The 15,899-nt window shown below is 71.7% G+C and carries 16 protein-coding genes; 3 read left to right on the top strand and 13 right to left on the bottom strand.

Features of this window, described 5'->3' with window-relative positions; genetic code table 11:
- Nucleotides 1-55: 55 nt before the first annotated feature.
- The 13 genes from AB0C69_RS21245 to AB0C69_RS21185 form a co-directional block, all read right to left on the bottom strand.
- The gene (locus tag AB0C69_RS21245; protein ID WP_360355980.1) at nucleotides 56-607 is read right to left on the bottom strand and encodes a hypothetical protein; all 552 of its coding nucleotides are present in this window, start codon (nucleotides 605-607) and stop codon (nucleotides 56-58) included.
- A 19-nt stretch (nucleotides 608-626) separates the two neighbouring features.
- Nucleotides 627-1,400 (bottom strand): hypothetical protein, encoded by a 774-nt coding sequence (locus tag AB0C69_RS21240; protein ID WP_360355978.1) that lies wholly within the window; start codon nucleotides 1,398-1,400, stop codon nucleotides 627-629.
- A 19-nt stretch (nucleotides 1,401-1,419) separates the two neighbouring features.
- Nucleotides 1,420-2,010: a hypothetical protein gene (locus AB0C69_RS21235; protein WP_360355975.1), complete on the bottom strand. Its 591-nt coding sequence runs from the start codon at nucleotides 2,008-2,010 to the stop codon at nucleotides 1,420-1,422.
- Nucleotides 2,007-2,564, bottom strand: a complete 558-nt coding sequence (locus AB0C69_RS21230; protein ID WP_360355973.1) for a hypothetical protein — start codon at nucleotides 2,562-2,564, stop codon at nucleotides 2,007-2,009. Before AB0C69_RS21230 ends, AB0C69_RS21235 begins: the two co-directional genes overlap by 4 nt.
- Nucleotides 2,561-3,811 carry an MlaD family protein gene (locus AB0C69_RS21225; protein ID WP_360355970.1) on the bottom strand — a complete coding sequence of 417 codons (1,251 nt, stop codon included), beginning with the start codon at nucleotides 3,809-3,811 and terminating at the stop codon, nucleotides 2,561-2,563. The genes AB0C69_RS21230 and AB0C69_RS21225 overlap by 4 nt, the downstream gene beginning before the upstream one ends.
- 1 nt (nucleotide 3,812) lies before the next feature.
- Nucleotides 3,813-5,096, bottom strand: coding sequence for an MCE family protein (locus AB0C69_RS21220; RefSeq protein ID WP_360355967.1), 1,284 nt, complete (start codon nucleotides 5,094-5,096; stop codon nucleotides 3,813-3,815).
- On the bottom strand, nucleotides 5,096-6,334 hold the full coding sequence (locus AB0C69_RS21215) for an MCE family protein (RefSeq protein ID WP_360355964.1): 1,239 nt from the start codon (nucleotides 6,332-6,334) through the stop codon (nucleotides 5,096-5,098). The genes AB0C69_RS21220 and AB0C69_RS21215 overlap by 1 nt, the downstream gene beginning before the upstream one ends.
- A gap of 1 nt (nucleotide 6,335) precedes the next feature.
- Nucleotides 6,336-7,469 carry an MCE family protein gene (locus AB0C69_RS21210; RefSeq protein WP_353831684.1) on the bottom strand — a complete coding sequence of 378 codons (1,134 nt, stop codon included), beginning with the start codon at nucleotides 7,467-7,469 and terminating at the stop codon, nucleotides 6,336-6,338.
- Nucleotides 7,466-8,524 (bottom strand): MCE family protein, encoded by a 1,059-nt coding sequence (locus AB0C69_RS21205; RefSeq protein ID WP_345187406.1) that lies wholly within the window; start codon nucleotides 8,522-8,524, stop codon nucleotides 7,466-7,468. Before AB0C69_RS21205 ends, AB0C69_RS21210 begins: the two co-directional genes overlap by 4 nt.
- Complete coding sequence (locus AB0C69_RS21200) at nucleotides 8,521-9,798, bottom strand: MCE family protein (RefSeq protein ID WP_360355961.1); 1,278 nt, start codon at nucleotides 9,796-9,798, stop codon at nucleotides 8,521-8,523. Before AB0C69_RS21200 ends, AB0C69_RS21205 begins: the two co-directional genes overlap by 4 nt.
- A gap of 47 nt (nucleotides 9,799-9,845) precedes the next feature.
- Nucleotides 9,846-10,682, bottom strand: coding sequence for an ABC transporter permease (locus tag AB0C69_RS21195; protein ID WP_345187411.1), 837 nt, complete (start codon nucleotides 10,680-10,682; stop codon nucleotides 9,846-9,848).
- 1 nt (nucleotide 10,683) lies between these two features.
- Nucleotides 10,684-11,472 (bottom strand): ABC transporter permease, encoded by a 789-nt coding sequence (locus tag AB0C69_RS21190; RefSeq protein ID WP_179846517.1) that lies wholly within the window; start codon nucleotides 11,470-11,472, stop codon nucleotides 10,684-10,686.
- Between the two features lie 68 nt (nucleotides 11,473-11,540).
- Entirely contained in the window at nucleotides 11,541-12,530 is a 990-nt protein-coding gene (locus AB0C69_RS21185; protein ID WP_360355957.1) for an ATP-binding cassette domain-containing protein, read from the bottom strand.
- A gap of 474 nt (nucleotides 12,531-13,004) precedes the next feature.
- Between AB0C69_RS21185 and AB0C69_RS21180 the strand changes: the two genes are divergently transcribed.
- The 3 genes from AB0C69_RS21180 to AB0C69_RS21170 all read left to right on the top strand — a co-directional run bounded on the left by AB0C69_RS21180 (nucleotide 13,005) and on the right by AB0C69_RS21170 (nucleotide 15,766).
- A complete protein-coding gene (locus AB0C69_RS21180) occupies nucleotides 13,005-14,213 on the top strand; it encodes a helix-turn-helix domain-containing protein (RefSeq protein WP_360355955.1) in 1,209 nt (402 codons plus the stop codon).
- Between the two features lie 106 nt (nucleotides 14,214-14,319).
- Complete coding sequence (locus AB0C69_RS21175; RefSeq protein ID WP_360355952.1) at nucleotides 14,320-14,967, top strand: TetR/AcrR family transcriptional regulator; 648 nt, start codon at nucleotides 14,320-14,322, stop codon at nucleotides 14,965-14,967.
- Between the two features lie 10 nt (nucleotides 14,968-14,977).
- The gene (locus AB0C69_RS21170) at nucleotides 14,978-15,766 is read left to right on the top strand and encodes an NAD(P)-dependent oxidoreductase (protein WP_360355949.1); all 789 of its coding nucleotides are present in this window, start codon (nucleotides 14,978-14,980) and stop codon (nucleotides 15,764-15,766) included.
- Nucleotides 15,767-15,899: the final 133 nt, after the last annotated feature.

Here is a 15,899-nt window from a genome sequence, read left to right as displayed (position 1 = left end):
GTTTTCGATCAAGCTGTATTTATCACCGGATTCGAGTCTCGTGACGATTCGGGGGTCACGCGCCGAGGGTGTCGATGGCGGAGATCTTCCATTTGCCGTCGGCGTACAGGGCGTCGACGGCGAAGACGGCCGCGGAGTAGCTCGTCTTGTTCGTGTCGGTGCGGGTGTTGCGCTGGTCGGCGAAGACGAGGAGACGGGCGCGGTCGCCGGCCAGGGATTTCACCGCCGAGTCGGTGACCGCCGTGGTGAGCACCTGCTTCTGCTGCGGAGCCTGCTTGCGCACCAGGGCGAAAAGCTGGTTGTACTGCTGGACGGCCTTTCCGGTGAGCAGTTCCTGCGCCGCCTTCTCCGTCTTGGCCACGTCGGCGTAGTTGTAGGAGAACACCGTGTTGACGGCCGTGGTCACCTGGCCCTTGACCTCGGCGGTGCGGCCATTGTCGCTGAGGGCGTCGTTCTGCGCGGAGGCCGCACCCGTGAGGTCGCGCTCCTGGGCGTTCGACCAGGCGGCCACTCCACCGAGCGCTACTGCCAGCGCCCCAAGGAGGATGACCAGGCGGGTGCGCGCGGTGCCGGGGACGAACCGTCCGGCCGAAGTGATCGCTGCCATTTCGCTTTCTCCTCCCCGCTCAGGGCGTACCGGTCGGGGCCTGGCCGAGCGCCGACAGTTTCCAGCCGTCCGAGGTCCGGGTGAGCTGGCCGGCGAACCGGCGGGTGTTGTCGACCGGCCTGCCGTCGGCGCCGGTGATGGTGATGCGGACGGCGGCGATGACGGCCGCCTTGCCCGCGCGGGAGTCGAGTTCGGTCAGCCCGGATTCGAGGATCTTCGCGGTGCTGGTCGTCTTCGCCTTCTGCACCTCGGTCCTCAGCCGGGCCTGACCCTGGACGATCTGGTCGTAGAGTTGCGCGGTCGCCGAGTCCTGCCACACCTTGAGGCCCGCGTCGACCTGCCGGTGGTCGAGGGTGTTGAGATTGACGATCTCCTGGCCGGCCACGGCGAGCACCCGATCCCGTTCGGCGGCGTAGGCCATCGAGTCGTCGCCGGACGCCGTGTGGTACGACCAGCCGAACCACGCGGCGGCACCGGCCGCGACCAGCGTCACGAGCGACGCGATCCGGATCAGCGGATCCTTGGAGAGGCGGTGCCGGGGCCGCTCGGCCGCGTCCTTCGCCGGCGGCCTCGCGGCCGGCGCCTCACCGGTCTCCTTCTCGGACGGCGACGGCTCCGGGTCCGGGTCCGGGTCCTCGGCGGCCCCCTCCCCCGCGGGCTCTGGAGTCTCGGCCGCGTGGTCCGCGGACGGTTCCGGTTCGCGCGGTTCGCCGGCGGGGCTCTCGGGCTCGTCCGCCAGCGCCTCGCGCTCGTCGGCCGCCGGGTCGGCGGTCTTGGTCCTGGTCTCGGTCACCTGAGTCCACCCCTTCTTTTCAGGCGGCCCGGAGGTCGCTGATGCGCCAGCCGTGGTCGTCGCGGGCCGTGACGATGAGCTGGGCCGCGACCGGCGGACCGGTCGCCCTGCCGCCGCGGGTGGCCTGCTGGTCGAGCAGGACCAGCAGGACCGCCGTCCCGTCACGGGAGAGTCTGATCAGACCGGCCTTCGCGACCTTCGTGGTGAGGGCGAGCTTCATGACCGGCGCGTTCTGCTTCACGAGGCCGAACAGTTCGCGGTAGTCGCCGACGGCGCGGCCGGTGAGGGCCTCGTTCGCGGCGCGTTCGGTGGCCGCCGGGTCGGTGTAGGAGTAGGTGAAGATCCGCGCGACCTTCGCCGAGACGTCGGCGACGACCGCACCGGTCCGGGCCTTGTCGACGAGTGCGCGGTTGGCGGCCGGTGACCGGTCGCTCCGCCTGGCGGCCCAGGCGTCGACGGCGAGGGCGGACAGGCACAGCGCCAGCGCGAGGGCCACGGGCCACCCGAGCCCGGCCGCCCGCCTGAGTCCGGAGACGAGCGTGCGCCGGGCGGTCTTCCTCTTCCGCGGGGCCGGGTCGCGGCGCGCGGGGCGCTCTTCGGTGATGCTCACGGGCCGCTCCCCCCGGGCGCCGGCGCTCTCAGCGAGCTGATCTTCCACACGCCACCGACCCTCTGCATCCCGACCTCGTAGCGTTTGCGCTGCTCGGTGCCCTGGGCGGCGCCACCGGCGGGCTCGGTGAAGATCCGGACGGAGGCGAGGACGGTCGCCTCGCCCGCCGACCGGTCGAGTGCGGTGACGGCGAGTGCGGTGACCCGTCCGTGCGAGGGGGCCTTCTGCCCGGCGAACCTCGCGCGTGCGCCCGGGATGTCGCGTTTCAGTGCGTCGGCGAACGGGCCGGTGGCGACGTCCAGCCAGTGCGTCATGTCCAGCTCCGCCACCTTGGGGTCGATGCTGTTGATCAGCGCCAGATCGCGGACGGCGGTCCGGCTCACGTCGTCCCGCGCGGTGGCGAGGTCGTGGTCCGCGCCCCGTCCGGACTGGAACAGCGACCAGAACGACAGCAGCAGGAGGACGGCGGCGGCGGCCGTGAGGGCGTGGCCGGCCGGACGGATCCAGCGGATCATCCAGGTCGGCTTGCGCAGCACGGCCGCCACGACGGTCACGGCGCGCCCCCGAGCCCGAGGAGGGCGGCGAGGTCGCCGGACGGCGTCTGCTGCCGCGCCAGCCCGGCCAAGCCCAGGGAGGCGAGCAGGCCGGTCGCCTCCGGGCCGCCCAGCGCGCCCGGCCTGGCCGGCGCCGGGACGCCCTTGCGCGGCGCGTTGGCGGTGCCGCGCACGTTGATGCCGCTGCTCGGGCTCTCCGCGCAGTGCGCGTCGGTGTTGAACGGCGCGGGCGACAGGGTGAGGCCGTCGCGGTACCTGGTCTTGCCGTAACCGCGGGTGCAGGGCTGCGGGTTGAAGAACGTGGTGACCAGCCCCATCCGGAGCTTGCCCCCGTCCACGATGCTGGGGCCGATCGCCGCGACCCGCGGGAGATTGGCCAGCATCTCCTCGATGGCGGCCTGGCGAGGCTCGGCCACGCGGGCGGTCGTGAGAAGGTTCGCCAGCAGCACGCCGAGGCTCGGGTCCAGGTCGTGGAGCAGGCCGGACAGTTCCGCCGCCGCGCCGGGCCCGGCCGTGATCAGCTCGCGCAGATCGGCGTCGGAGTCGCGGAGCCGCCGCGCGAGCAGGCTGGAGTCGGTCGCGAACGCCTTGAACGCCCCCGACATCTCGTTCTGCGTCCGCAGCACCGCCTCCCCGTTGTGGATCAGAGCGCGCGTTTCGGGGAAGGCCGCGTCGGACGCCGAGATGAACCGGGAGCTCGTGTCGAGGAGCTGCTGGAGGTGCGGGCCCTGCCCGGCGAACGCCAGCCCCAGCTCGTCGATGAGGATCCTGGTGTCGTTCAGCGGGAGCGAGGCGGTGAAGTCGTTGACGCTCTTGAGCGTCTCGTCGACCGGCGCCGGGGTGGTGGTGACGCTGCGCGGGATCGTGGTGCCCTGGGCCAGATAGGGCCCGGTGTCGGCGCGGGGCCGCAGGTCGACGTACTGCTCGCCGACCGCGGAGCGGTTCGCGACGATCGCCTGGAGGTCGCGCGGGATGTCCGGCGCCGAGTCGTCGATCCGGAGTTCGGCGATGACGCCGTCCCGCGTCAGGTCGAGCCTGCCGACCTTGCCGACGGTGACGCCCCGGTAGGACACCGCGGACCCTTCGAAGAGGCCGCCGGTGCTGGGCAGGTCGAGCCGGACGGTGTAGTACCCGCGCAGCCCGACGTAGCGGCCGACGTCGGCGTAGTTGACGCCGATGTAGGCGACCACGACGATCGCGATGACGGCGAACACGGCGATCTTGATGCGGGTGACCAGGGTCAGCACGTCAGTTCCCCTCCCCCAGCGTCGGCAGCGGAAGGGCCGGCTCGCTGCTCGGGCTCTCGGTCCGGGGTGCCCGGCTCGGCGTCCCCGGTCGCGGCGTCCCCGGGGTGGGGGCCCCGGTGGGCGGAGTCCCCGTGGTGGGGGTCCCGGCGCCGGACACCGCGGCTCCGGAGCCGCGACCCGCCGCCGTGTCCGGGCAGGGCGGCGGCTGCGGGCCGGGGACCGTGGGCGTCGCGGCGAGGGCGCGCGCCCCCTCCTCGTCGTCAAGGCCGTCGAACGGCCCCTCCTCCTTCACCGGCGCCATGACGCAGTCGAAGCCGTCGGCGGCGATGACGGTGACGTAGGCGTTGAGGTAGTCGCCCTTGATCGCCTTGAGCGCCTCGTCGGTGAACGGGTAGGTCAGCAGGATCTCCAGGGACTTCGGCAGGTCGCGGCCGGAGTCGGCGAGCTTGCGCAGGACGACCGCCAGAGAGCGCAGGTTCGCGGCCGTGTCCTCCTTGCTGGCGTTGATCGTCTTGACGGCGACGTCCGAGAGCCTCTCCAGCCGGCGCAGCATCTCGACGAGCAGACCGCGCTGCTCCTCCAGCACCTTCAGGCCGGGCGACAGGTCGTCCAGGACGGTCCCGACCTGCCCGTTGCGGGCCCTGACCGTGGACGACAGCCGGTTCAGCCCGTCGAGCGCGTTCACGATCGACTGCCGGTTCCGGTTGAGCGTGCCCGTGAAGGTGGCGAGGTTCCGCAGCGCGGACCGGACCTTGTCCTCGCGCCCGTTGAGCGCCTGGTTCAGTTCCCGGTTGATGGTCCGGATCTGCGGGAGCCCGCCGCCCGACAGCAGCAGTGACAGCGCGCCGAACACCTCCTCGGTGTCGGCGTTGCGCGTCGTCCGGGACGCCGGGATCATGGCGCCGTCGGCGAGCCGCTGCGGGGAGGGCGCCGTCGTCGGCGCGGCGAGCCTGACGTACTTCTCCCCCAGCAGGCTCGACTGCTCCAGGTTGGCGGTCGCGTTCGCGGGCAGGTGCACGTCACCGTTCACGGCGAGCGTCACCTCCGCCTGCCACGCCCCCTTCGGCAGCGACACCTTCTTCACCCGCCCGACCGGGACGTCGTTGACACGGACGGCGGCCTGCGGGACCAGGTTCAGCACGTCCTCGAACCGCACCTTCACCGTGTAGGGGTGGTCGCCGAGGTCGGCGCCGCCGGGCAGCGGGACGTCCTCCAGCCGCACCGAGCAGCCCGCCGTCAGGACGACGCCGGCGGCGAGGGCCGCGACGAGCTTGTGCGTGCGCATCAGCGGTCCGCCTTCCCGCCGGTGCCGGCGTAGATCTTGCCCGCGGGCGGCAGCGGCAGCGCCGGCAGGCCGGTCTCCCGGGTCGGCGCCACCGCGACCAGCCCGCCCCTCTTCAGCCGGTCGCACTGCTCGCGGAGCGTCCGCGTGGCGGACGCCGCCGCGGCGCACACCGGCCGCTGGTCGGCGGCGATCGGGTCGACGCCCGGCTGGTCCAGGCTGCCGAACGCCTTGGTGATCTCCAGGAGGTCGCCGCGCGCCATCAGCGTCCGGGTCTTCGGGTCGTAGGCGCTCAGGGCGTTCTGCGTCACGAGCGGCGCGGTGTCGATGAGCTCGGCGAGGGACGCCCGCTGGTCGACCAGGACCTGGGTGACGTCCGAGAGCTTGCCGACGTTCCGTGCCAGCGCCGCGCGGTTGTCCTGGATGAACCCCTTCACCTCGGCGAGCGCCAGCGCGAGGTTGCGCAGGGCCGCGCCGAGCTCGTCGCGGTCGGCGGCGAGGAACCCGCTCACCTCGGCGAGCTGGTTCTCGGCGAGGCGGATCCGCCCGTCGTTGGCGCGGAGCATCTCGCTGAACTTGTTGAGGTTGGCGACCGTCGCGTACAGGTCGCCGCTGTTGTCGGCGAGCGTCTGCGACGCCTTGCCGAGGTCGGAGATCATGGTGTTGAGCGCCTGCCCGTTGCCGCCGAGGTTGGCGGCGCCGACCCGGATGACGTCCGACAGGGCGCCCTGCGCGTTCAGCCCCCGCGGGCCGAGGTCGCCCGAGATCTTCCGGACCGCGGCGTAGAGCTGGTCGAGTTCCAGCGGGGTCGCGGTGTTGCTCACATCGATGGACGCGCCGTCGGCCATCTTCGGGCCGCCGTCGTAGGCGGGGTCGAGCTGGATGTACCGGTCCGACACCAGGTTCGGCGCGATGACGATGGCGCGGGCGCCGGCGGGGACGTCGACGTCGTCGTCCACCCGCATCTCGACCCTGACCTTGTCGCCGAGCGGTTCGACGGAGTCGATCGAGCCGACCTTCACGCCGAGGACGCGGATGTCGGAGCCGGGGTAGACGCCGGTCGCGGTGGCGAAGTACGCGGTGATCCGGTGCGTCGGCCCGCCGCCCAGGAAGGGGACCAGCGCGATCGCGACCAGCAGGACGAAGACCGTGATGAGCGCTTGCACCACCCGTGTCCGGTGGTCGCGGATCGGCGAACCGAGCTTCGGCAGCCTCACCGGGCGCGTCGAGGGGGACGCCATGTCACCGTCCTCCCGTCAGGTGCGGCGGCTTGCAGCGGTCCGGGTCCTCCGGTTGCCACCTGCCGTTCACCAGGTACTCCTCGGGGACGGTCCCGCACAGGTAGCCGTCCACCCAGCGGCCGTTGCCCGTCGCGTTGCCGAGGACGCGGATGTAGGGCGTGGCCGTCGTCAGCACGCGCTCCAGGTTCTTCTGGTTGCGTTGGAGGACGCCGACGACCCGCTCCAGGGACGCGAGCGTCGGGCCCAGCGTGCGGCGGTTGTCGTCGACGAGGCCGACCAGCTCCGTGCCGAGCCGCTGCGTGCCGACGAGCAGCGCGTGGATGGCGTCGCGCCGCCGGCGCAGCTCGCCGAGCAGCAGGTTGCCGTCCTTGAAGAGCGTCTCGAACTGGGAGTTCTGCGCGGCGATCGTGCCGGACAGCTGCTTGGTCCCGGCGAGCAGGCGGGACAGCTCGGCATCCCGCGACGCGATCGTGGAGGACAGCGCCGACAGGCCGTGCAGCGCGACCCGGACGTCGGCCGGGGTGTCCTCGAACGTCGTGGAGATCGTCTCCAGGCTCTGCGCGAGCCTGGTCGTGTCGAGCTGCTCGAACGTCCGGCCGAGGTCCTGGAACGCCGTCGTGACGTCGTAGGGCGCCACGGTCCGGTCGAGCGGGATCGGCTCCTTCGGGTTCTGCCTGCGGTAGCCGAGCGGGTCCAGCTGGAGGTACTTCGACCCCAGCAGCGTCTTGATCATGATGGTGGCGCGGGTCGCGTTCCCGACCCAGGTGTCCTTCACCCGGAACGTGACCTTGACCTTGTTCCCCTTGAGCGAGACGCCGGTGACCTTGCCGACCTTCACCCCGGCGACGCGGACCTCCTGGCCGGGGTTCAGCCCGGCGGCCTCGGAGAAGTACGCGCTGTAGGTCGTCCCGCCGCCGACGAGCGGCAGCCGGTCGGCGCGGTAGGCGAGCGTGCCGAGGACGAGCAGGATCACGATGCCGACGACCGCCACCCCGATCGGGTCGCGGTCGCGCAGCGGCTTCAGCCGCGGCCGGCCCCGCTTCGGGCGCGGCAGCGCGCGCGGCAGCGGCGGAGGCGGCCCGCCCGCCGGGGGGACGGGGGGCGGGCCGCCGGGGGGCGGGGTCGGGGGCGTCATCCGCGGCACCTCGCGTCCTTGATGGGCAGGCCGGTCGGCGGCGGCTGGTTCGACAGGTCGGAGCCCGCGTAGCTGACGCCGATCAACTTCACCTCGCACTGGTAGAAGTTCACCCACGAGCCGTAGGAGGCCAGGCGGCCGAAGGTCGCCATCTTCCCGGGCGAGCGCTGGAGGAAGCGCGTCAGCAGCGGCTCGTCGCGGTTGAGGTTGTCGCTGAGCCGGCCGAGCTGGACGATGTCGTCCTTCAGCGGGTCCCGCGTGACCTGGAGCAGCCCGGCGGTGGCGGTGGTCAGGTCGGCGACCGACCCGAGCGCCCGGCCGATCGGGACGCGGTCGGTGGCGAGGCCGGAGGTGAACCGGCGCAGCGTGGTGACCAGGTCGACGAGCTGCCCGTCCCGCCCGTTGATGGTCTGGACGACGCTGTCGAGGTTCGCGATGAGCTGGCCGATCACCTTGTCCTTGGCGGCGAGCGTGCTCGACAGCTCCCCGACGGTGCGCAGCAGGCTCTCCACGGTGCCGCTCTCGCCCTGGAGCACCTTGACGACCGACTCCGAGAGCTTGTTGGCGTCCCCGGGCGACAGCGCCTGCATGAGCGGCTGGAACCCCTGGAACAGCTGGGTGAGGTTGAGCGTCCCGGCGGTGTGCTCGACCGGGATCGTCCCGCCGGGCCTCAGCACCTCGCCGGGCGAGCCGGTGCCCTGCCCGAGGGAGACGTACCGTCCGCCGACCAGGTTCAGGTACTTGACGGCGGCGGTCGCCGACGCGGGGATCCGCCGGTCCCGGTCGACGGAGATCTTCACCCGGGCGAGCCGGCGGTCGCTCACCTCGATCTCCTCGACCTGGCCGACCTCGACGCCCGCGATCCGCACGCCGTGCCCCGGATGGAGCCCGGCCACGTCGGTGAACTTGGCGTAGTAGGTGACGCGGTCGCCGCTGGTGGCGCCGGTGATGCTGGACGCCAGCAGCGCGGTCGCCAGCACCGTGACCACGATGAAGATCAGCGAGCTGACGAGGGGGAAGCCCATGCCCTTGATCCCCTGACCGGTGAGCCTCACTTCACCGTCACCTCCGTGCCCCGGTAGATCGGCCCGACCAGCACGCTGGACCAGTCCGGCAACTCCTCGGGGACCTCGTCCAGCGGCGCCCCGGCGAGCTCGTTGACCAGGTCGTTCTCCGCCGCCGAGTTCGCGGGGCCGAGGCCGCTGCCGGCCGCGCCGCCCTGGCCGGGCGCGCCGCCGGCGGGCAGCACCCGCACCCCGTCCCCGGTCCCGAGGTAGGGGACGCCCGGGCAGCGCGGCCCGCCGCCGCCGTCGTAGCGGGGGGCGTCCTTGCCCGGGACGTAGCGGCCCTTGCTCGTGACCGGCACGACCACGCCGTGGACGCCGTGCTCGTTCGTGCCCTTGCCGAGCACCTTGTTCATCGTCGGGATGAAGCCGGCGAGCGCGCGGAACGTGCAGGGCGCGGCCGGGGCGTAGCGGCGCATCAGGTCCAGGCTCCCCCGGCTCTCGGTCGCCAGCGCGATGATGTTGCCGGAGTTGGCGCGCAGGAAGTCCTCGAGGTCGGCGGACGATCCCGACACCGCGTCGTACAGGGTCGCGAGGGCGGTGCGCTCGTCGACGATCGTCCGGCTGGTGACCGTGAAGTCCGTGAGCGCCTGAAGCAGGTCGGGCGCCGCGTCGGAGGCGTGCTGGGTGAACGCCGCCAGCTCCCGGAGGTTGCGGGCGAGCGCCGGCACCTCCGGGTTGAGCCTGGTCAGGAACGCGTCGAGCTGCTCGAAGTTGCGGCCGATCTGGTCACCGCGCCCTTCCAGCGCCCGCGCCATGGCGTTCAGCGTCGCGGAGAGCTTCGCCGGCTGGATGGTGTCGAGCAGGTCCATCGTGTGGTTGAGGACCTCCGACAGCTCCACCGCGTTCCGGCTGCGGTCCTCGGAGATCACGTCACCGTCGGCGATCGGCCGTCCCGCCGACCCGGGCGGCGGGACGAGCGAGACGAACCGGGCGCCGAACACCGTCGTCGGCAGCAGCCGCGCCTGGACGTCCGCCGGGATCCGGTCGGTCATCCCCGGTTTCAGGGCCAGCTCCAGCTTCGCGCCGGCCCCGTCCGCCGTGATGGACCGGACCTCGCCGACGACGACGCCGCGGACCTTCACGTCCGCCATCGCGTGCATCTCGTGCCCGGCCGTCGAGGTGCGCAGCGTCACCATCGTCGCGTCGGTGAACTGCTTGTCGTAGATCGCGATCGACAACCAGACCAGCAGCGCCGGGACGAGCAGGAACGCCACCCCGGTGAGGCGCTGCCCGACCACGTGCCGGGTGGTTCGCCGGGCCATGTCAGCTCCACCCCATGTCAGATCCACCCATGTCAGTTCGGCCCATGTCAGCCCGTCACCTTCACGGTGGTCGTGGCGCCCCAGATGGCGAGGCTGGCGAAGAAGTCCGTCACGCTGATCAGCACGATCGCGGTACGGACCGCGCGGCCGACGGCGACGCCCACGCCGGCGGGGCCGCCGACCGCGCGGTAGCCGTAGTAGCAGTGCGCGAGCACCACCATCACGCTGAAGATCAGCACCTTGGCGAACGAGAGCAGCACGTCCTCCGGGGCGAGGAAGATGTCGAAGTAGTGGTCGTAGGTACCGGCCGACTGCCCGTTGAACCAGAGCGTCACCTGTCTGGAGGCCAGATAGGAGCTGAGCAGCCCGATGCCGTACAGCGGGACGATCGCGACGGTCCCCGCGATGATCCGGGTGGTGACCAGGTAGGGCACCGACTGGATGCCCATGCCCTCCAGCGCGTCGATCTCCTCGTTGATCCGCATCGCGCCGAGCTGCGCGGTGAACCCGGCGCCGACCGTCGCCGACAGCGCCAGCCCGGACACCAGGGGGGCGATCTCGCGGGTGTTGAAGTACGCCGACACGAAGCCGGTGAACGCCGCCGACCCGATCTGGTCGAGAGCGGCGTAGCCGGACAGGCCGACGACGACGCCCGTGAACACCGTCATGCCGATCATCACGCCGACGGTGCCGCCGATGACGGCGAGCGCGCCGCTGCCGAACGCGACCTCGCCGAGCAGCCGCAGCGACTCGCGCAGGTAGCGGCGCATCGCGCGCGGCGTCCACAGCAGCGCCCGGACGTAGAAGCCGAGCTGGTCGCCGGGCTGGTCCAGCCAGGAGACCAGACTCACCGGGCGGAGGCGGCGACCCCCGGGAACCGCCATGTCACGCTCCCTTCGGGGGGACGACCTGCAGGTAGATGGCGGTCAGCACGAGGTTGACGAAGAACAGCATCAGGAACGTGATGACGACCGACTGGTTGACCGCGTCCCCGACGCCCTTCGGGCCGGGGTTCGGGTTCAGGCCGCGGTAGGCGGCCACCACGCCGGCGATGAATCCGAAGATCAGCGCTTTGAACTCGCCGATGTACAGGTCGGGCAGCTGCGCGAGCGCGGAGAACGAGGCGAGGTAGGCGCCGGGCGTCCCGTCCTGCAGCAGCACGTTGAAGAAGTAGCCGCCCGCGACCCCGACGACGGAGACCAGGCCGTTCAGCAGCACCGCGACCGCCATGCAGGCGAGGACGCGCGGGACCACGAGGCGCTGGATGGGCGAGACGCCCATCACCTCCATCGCGTCCATCTCCTCGCGGATCGTCCGTGAGCCGAGGTCCGCGCAGATCGCCGACCCGGCCGCGCCGGAGATCAGCAGCGCCACGATCAGCGGGCTGGCCTGCTGCACGACGGCGAGGACGCTCGCCCCGCCGGTGAGCGACTGCGCGCCGAGCTGCTTGGCCAGCGACCCGACCTGGAGCGAGATGACCGCGCCGAACGGGATGGACACGAGCGCGGTCGGCAGGATCGACACCGACGCGATGAACCAGAACTGCTGGACCAGCTCGCGGAGCTGGAACGGGCGCCGGAACGACAGCGCCAGTACCGTCGCGGCGAGCGCGAAGAGCCGCCCGGTCTGGCGCAGTGCGCCGGCGCCGGGAACGGCGGAATCAGGTGCCGCCACGCGCGTCTCCTTCCTCGGGCACGCGCGCGTCGCCGCGCGGTGCGGTCGGCCCGTCGGTTCGAGGGCGGTCAGTTCGCATCGGGGACGCCGCCCTCCGGCGCGTGCCTGCGGTTGGCGTAGATCGCCTGCTGCGCCCGGCGGGAGAGGCGCGGCATCATCTCGTCGAGGCGCCGCGCGTGCCGCAGCTCGCCCTGCCGGGGCGGCGTCCCGGGCGTGGGGCGCAGTTGCGGCGGGATCTCCAGGGTGCGCTGGAGGGGCGCCGGGCCGGCGGCTTCGGCGGCGAGCAGCGCGGCGTCCTTCTCCTCCGACATGCCGATCGGTCCGCGCGTGTCGCCGTGCAGGAACTGCAGGACGGCCGGCTCGTCGCTGGTCAGCAGCGCCTCGCGGGGGCCGAACGCGATGAGGTCGCGGCGGTACAGCATGCCGATGTTGTCCGGGACGGTCGCGGCGATGTCGATGTTGTGCGTGACGATCAGCATCGTCGCGTCGATCCGCGCGTTGACGTCGATCAGCAGCTGGGAGATGTGCGCCGTGCGGACGGGGTCCAGGCCGGAGTCGGGCTCGTCGCACAGAATGATCTCCGGGTCGAGGACGAGCGCCCGGGCGAGGCCGGCGCGCTTGCGCATGCCGCCGGAGATCTGGCCGGGCAGTTTGCGCTCCTCGCCGACGAGGCCGACCATCTCCATCCGCTCCATCACGATCCGCCGGATCTCGGACTCCTTCTTGCGGGTGTGCTCGCGGAGCGGGAACGCGATGTTGTCGTACAGCGGCAGCGAGCCGAAGAGCGCGCCGTCCTGGAACATCAGCCCGAACCGCTTGCGCGCCTCGAACACCTCGCGGTCGCGGTCGTTGACCATGTCGACCCCGCCGATCAGGACGCGGCCCTCCTCCGGCTTGAGCAGCCCGACGAGCGACTTGAGGAAGACGGTCTTGCCGGTGCCGGAGGGGCCCAGCAGCACGCTCACCTCACCGGGCGGAAGAGTGAGCGTGACATCACGCCAGATCGTCTGCCGGCCGAAGACTTTCGTCAGCCCCTCGACGACCACTTCAATTCCCACGACACCACCGCTCGCGCTAGGAAGAGAGGTTTCGAGGACATTACGGCGCAGTAGACGCAGCATTCAATAGGAGATCGCGAGCTCTTCGGCACAATTCGGTAAATGGCCTCAGAAATTTGTCACCGACTTAGCCCTCCCCCGCTCCGAAACCGTCACCGGTTGACTACCAGCTAGTAACTTGAGGCCGGCCGACGGCACGCCTGCCCCTACGGGCAAAGAGTTTCATCACCGGCCCAGCAACCGAACGCCGTTCTTGTCACATCACGCGCAAAGATGCGCCGCCGTGCGGGCGATCGAACCGCAGACCCTTGCCACCGCCGACTGGCGACTTTATGTTCACGGTGTTATCGATTTCATTCCAGGGTGTTCGCCTCCCGTCCGGCACACCCCATCCAGCGCCGCCGCCAGGACGGCGCCACGGCGCCCGGCCGGCTCGATGTGGAGGTTCGCTTTCCCATGTCGCAGGCATTAGATTTGTCTGAACACGACCGGAGTCAGACTGACTTCCAGGAATTCCTCGGCCTGCTGCGCGCGGAACTGTCCGACGTCACGAACGAGATCGTCACCGAGATCAAGCGGAGCATCCCGGAGTACGACCGGCCCGATCCCGCCTACGACCAGACCCTCCGGCTCTGCGCCGAGATCCTGCTGCCGACCTTCCTGGACCGGATCTCCGATCCGGACGCCTCCACCGACCAGCGCGACGAGACCTGCCGCGCCCTCGGCCGCTTCGAGGCCATCGAGGGGCGCAGCCTCGACCACCTCCAGGCCGCGGCCCGGATCGCCTTCCACGTCGCGTGGCGCCGGACGGCCGTCCTCGCCGAGCGCGCTCAGGTCCCCACCTTCGTCGTGTCCGCCGCGGTCGACGCCATGCTCGTCTATCTCGAGGAATCCGTCGCCCAGGCCCGCCTCGGCTACCAGCAGGCCACCGGGCACGCCGACCTGCGCCGCCGCGAGGAGCGGCGCCGGCTGCTGCATCTGATCCTGCAGCGGCCCGCCGTCGTCCCCGAGGCCATCGAGGACCTCGCCAAGTCCACCGGCTGGTGGCCGCTGCCGGCCGAGGCCACCCTCGTCGCCGTCCACCCCGAGGCGCCCTGCACCCGCTCCGCGCTCGACACCGACATCCTCACCGACTTCGACTCGGCGGAACCGTGCCTGCTCGTCCCCGGGCCGCTCACCGCCGACCGGCGGAACATGCTGCGCGCCGCGCTGCCGGACGCCAGCTGCGTCCTCGGCCTCACCCTGCCGCTGGAACGGGCCGCCCACTCGCTGCGCTGGGCCCGCCGCGTCCTCGACCTCGCCGAGGAGGGCATCATCCCGGACGGCTCCCTCATCCCCTGCGAGGACCACCTGATGACCATGTGGCTGCTGTCCGATCCGCCGCTGGTCGAGGAGCTCACCCGCCGGCACCTGGAACCCCTGCAGGACGTGTCGGACGGGCAGCGCAAGCGCCTCGTCGAGACGCTCACCGAATCCGTCACCACCCGGGCGACCGCCGTCGACATCGGGGAGCGTCTGAAGATCCACCCGCAGACCGTCCGGTACCGGCTCCGCCAGCTGGAGGGCTACCTCGGCGACAGCCTGGAGAACCCGGACGCCCGGTTCTCCCTCGACGCCACCCTCCGCGCCGCGAGTCTGTACCGTCGCCGGCGCGCCCGCCGGGGCCAGCCCGGCGTACGGTGACCGGGATCCGCCAGGGGCGCGGGTGACGTTCGGGTCACAGGGAGTGCGGCGGACCGTTATCCTGACCTCCTGGTTACCGGTTCCTGACGGAAAGTCGAAGGGGTCCATGCCGACGTCGACCTGGTTCCGCCTCAACGTCGCCAAGCGCGAACGCGTGCTCGAAGTGGCGATGCGCGAGTTCGGAGAACACGGGTACTCGACCGGCAGCCTCAACACCATCGCGCGCGAGGCCGGCATCGCCAAGGGCTCGCTGTTCCAGTACTTCAGCGACAAGCTGGAGTTCTTCGCGTTCGTGTGCGACGAGGCGTCGCGCCGCATCCGCGAGGAGATGGAGCGCCGCATCGAGCGGATCGACTTCGACCAGCCCTTCGACGAGTGGCTGGTCGACGTCCTCTGCGACTGGACCGAGTACATGGCCGACCACCCGCTGGAGCGCGGCGTCACCGCGGCCACCAACTTCGAGCTCGACAACGGCGTCCGGTCCGTCGTCCGCGACACCGCCAACCAGCACTACCTGCTCGTCATCCACCCGACGCTGGAGCTGTGGAAGGCGCAGGGCGCCATCGGCGACGACGCCGACCTCGAGGTCCTCGCCACCTGGCTGATGATGATCCTGCCGTTCCTCGCGCTCGCTCCGTACTACGACGGCCTCGACCCGATCCACGACCTGCGCGGCCGCACCCCGGCCCAGCAGCGCCCGGTGATCCGCCAGCTCGTCGCGGGCTTCCGCCCGATGTTCTCCCCCACCAAGTGAGCTGACGGGCATGACTCTCGGGACGATCGTGCTGACCGGCGCCGCCGGACGGGTCGGCACCGCACTGCGGGCGCCGCTGCGCGATGAGGCGGAGCGGCTCGTACTGGCCGATCTCGCGCCGATGCGCGTCGAGGCGCCGAACGAGGTCGTGCACCGCGGCGACCTCTCCGACGCGGCGCGGATCGTGCGGGGCGCGGACGCGATCGTCCACCTGGCCGGCGTCCCGGACGAGGCGCCGTTCCCCGACCTGGTCGAGGGCAACATCCTCGGCGCCCAGCGGATCCTGGAGGCCGCCCGCGTGGCCGGGGTGCCGCGCGTCGTCCTCGCCAGCAGCAACCGGCTGACCGGCTGCTACCCGTCCACCGAGACCGTGTCGCCCGCCATGCCGCCGCGGCCCGACGGCCTGTACGGGGTCAGCAAGGTCGCGGTCGAGGCGCTCGGCCGGCTCTACGCCGACAAGTTCGGCATGGACGTGGTGTGCCTGCGCATCGGCAGCCTCGAACCGCGCCCGACCGAGCCGCGCCACCTCGCGACCTGGCTGAGCCACCGCGACTGCGCGGGCTTCGTCCTCGCGGCGCTGACCGTCCCGTCGCCGGGGTTCCTCGCGGCGTACGCGGTGTCGGCCAACGCGCGCCGGTTCTGGGAGCTCGACGAGCGGCTCGGCTACGCGCCCCACGACGACGCCGCCTCCTACGGCATCCCCGACACGTTCGTCGGCGACGGCGTTCCGCAGGGCGGCGACTTCGCGTCCGCCCAGTTCACGCTGCGCCATCTGGAGGGATCCGCGGGAAACGAGTGACGCTCGGGTCACGGAGGGTGCGGCAGGCCAACCCCCGCCCAGCGGCGCGCGGTGACCAACGCCCTGCCGCGCACGAACGCGGGTTACACCGTCCGGACGCACCGGATCGCCCTCGCCCAGCGCGAGATGGGGC

The sequence above is a fragment of the Actinomadura sp. NPDC048032 genome, assembly GCF_040653175.1.
Classification (GTDB): domain Bacteria; phylum Actinomycetota; class Actinomycetes; order Streptosporangiales; family Streptosporangiaceae; genus Spirillospora; species Spirillospora verrucosospora.
This window is presented reverse-complemented; position numbering and strand designations above follow the sequence as displayed.

Bases quoted from the DNA above. Each gene is read 5' to 3' on its own strand.
- AB0C69_RS21245 (WP_360355980.1), bottom strand. From the start codon at position 607: ATGGCAGCGATCACTTCGGCCGGACGGTTCGTCCCCGGCACCGCGCGC.
- AB0C69_RS21220 (WP_360355967.1), bottom strand. From the start codon at position 5,096: ATGCGCACGCACAAGCTCGTCGCGGCCCTCGCCGCCGGCGTCGTCCTG.
- AB0C69_RS21215 (WP_360355964.1), bottom strand. From the start codon at position 6,334: ATGGCGTCCCCCTCGACGCGCCCGGTGAGGCTGCCGAAGCTCGGTTCG.
- AB0C69_RS21210 (WP_353831684.1), bottom strand. From the start codon at position 7,469: ATGACGCCCCCGACCCCGCCCCCCGGCGGCCCGCCCCCCGTCCCCCCG.
- AB0C69_RS21200 (WP_360355961.1), bottom strand. From the start codon at position 9,798: ATGGCCCGGCGAACCACCCGGCACGTGGTCGGGCAGCGCCTCACCGGG.
- AB0C69_RS21195 (WP_345187411.1), bottom strand. From the start codon at position 10,682: ATGGCGGTTCCCGGGGGTCGCCGCCTCCGCCCGGTGAGTCTGGTCTCC.
- AB0C69_RS21175 (WP_360355952.1), top strand. From the start codon at position 14,320: ATGCCGACGTCGACCTGGTTCCGCCTCAACGTCGCCAAGCGCGAACGC.
- AB0C69_RS21170 (WP_360355949.1), top strand. From the start codon at position 14,978: ATGACTCTCGGGACGATCGTGCTGACCGGCGCCGCCGGACGGGTCGGC.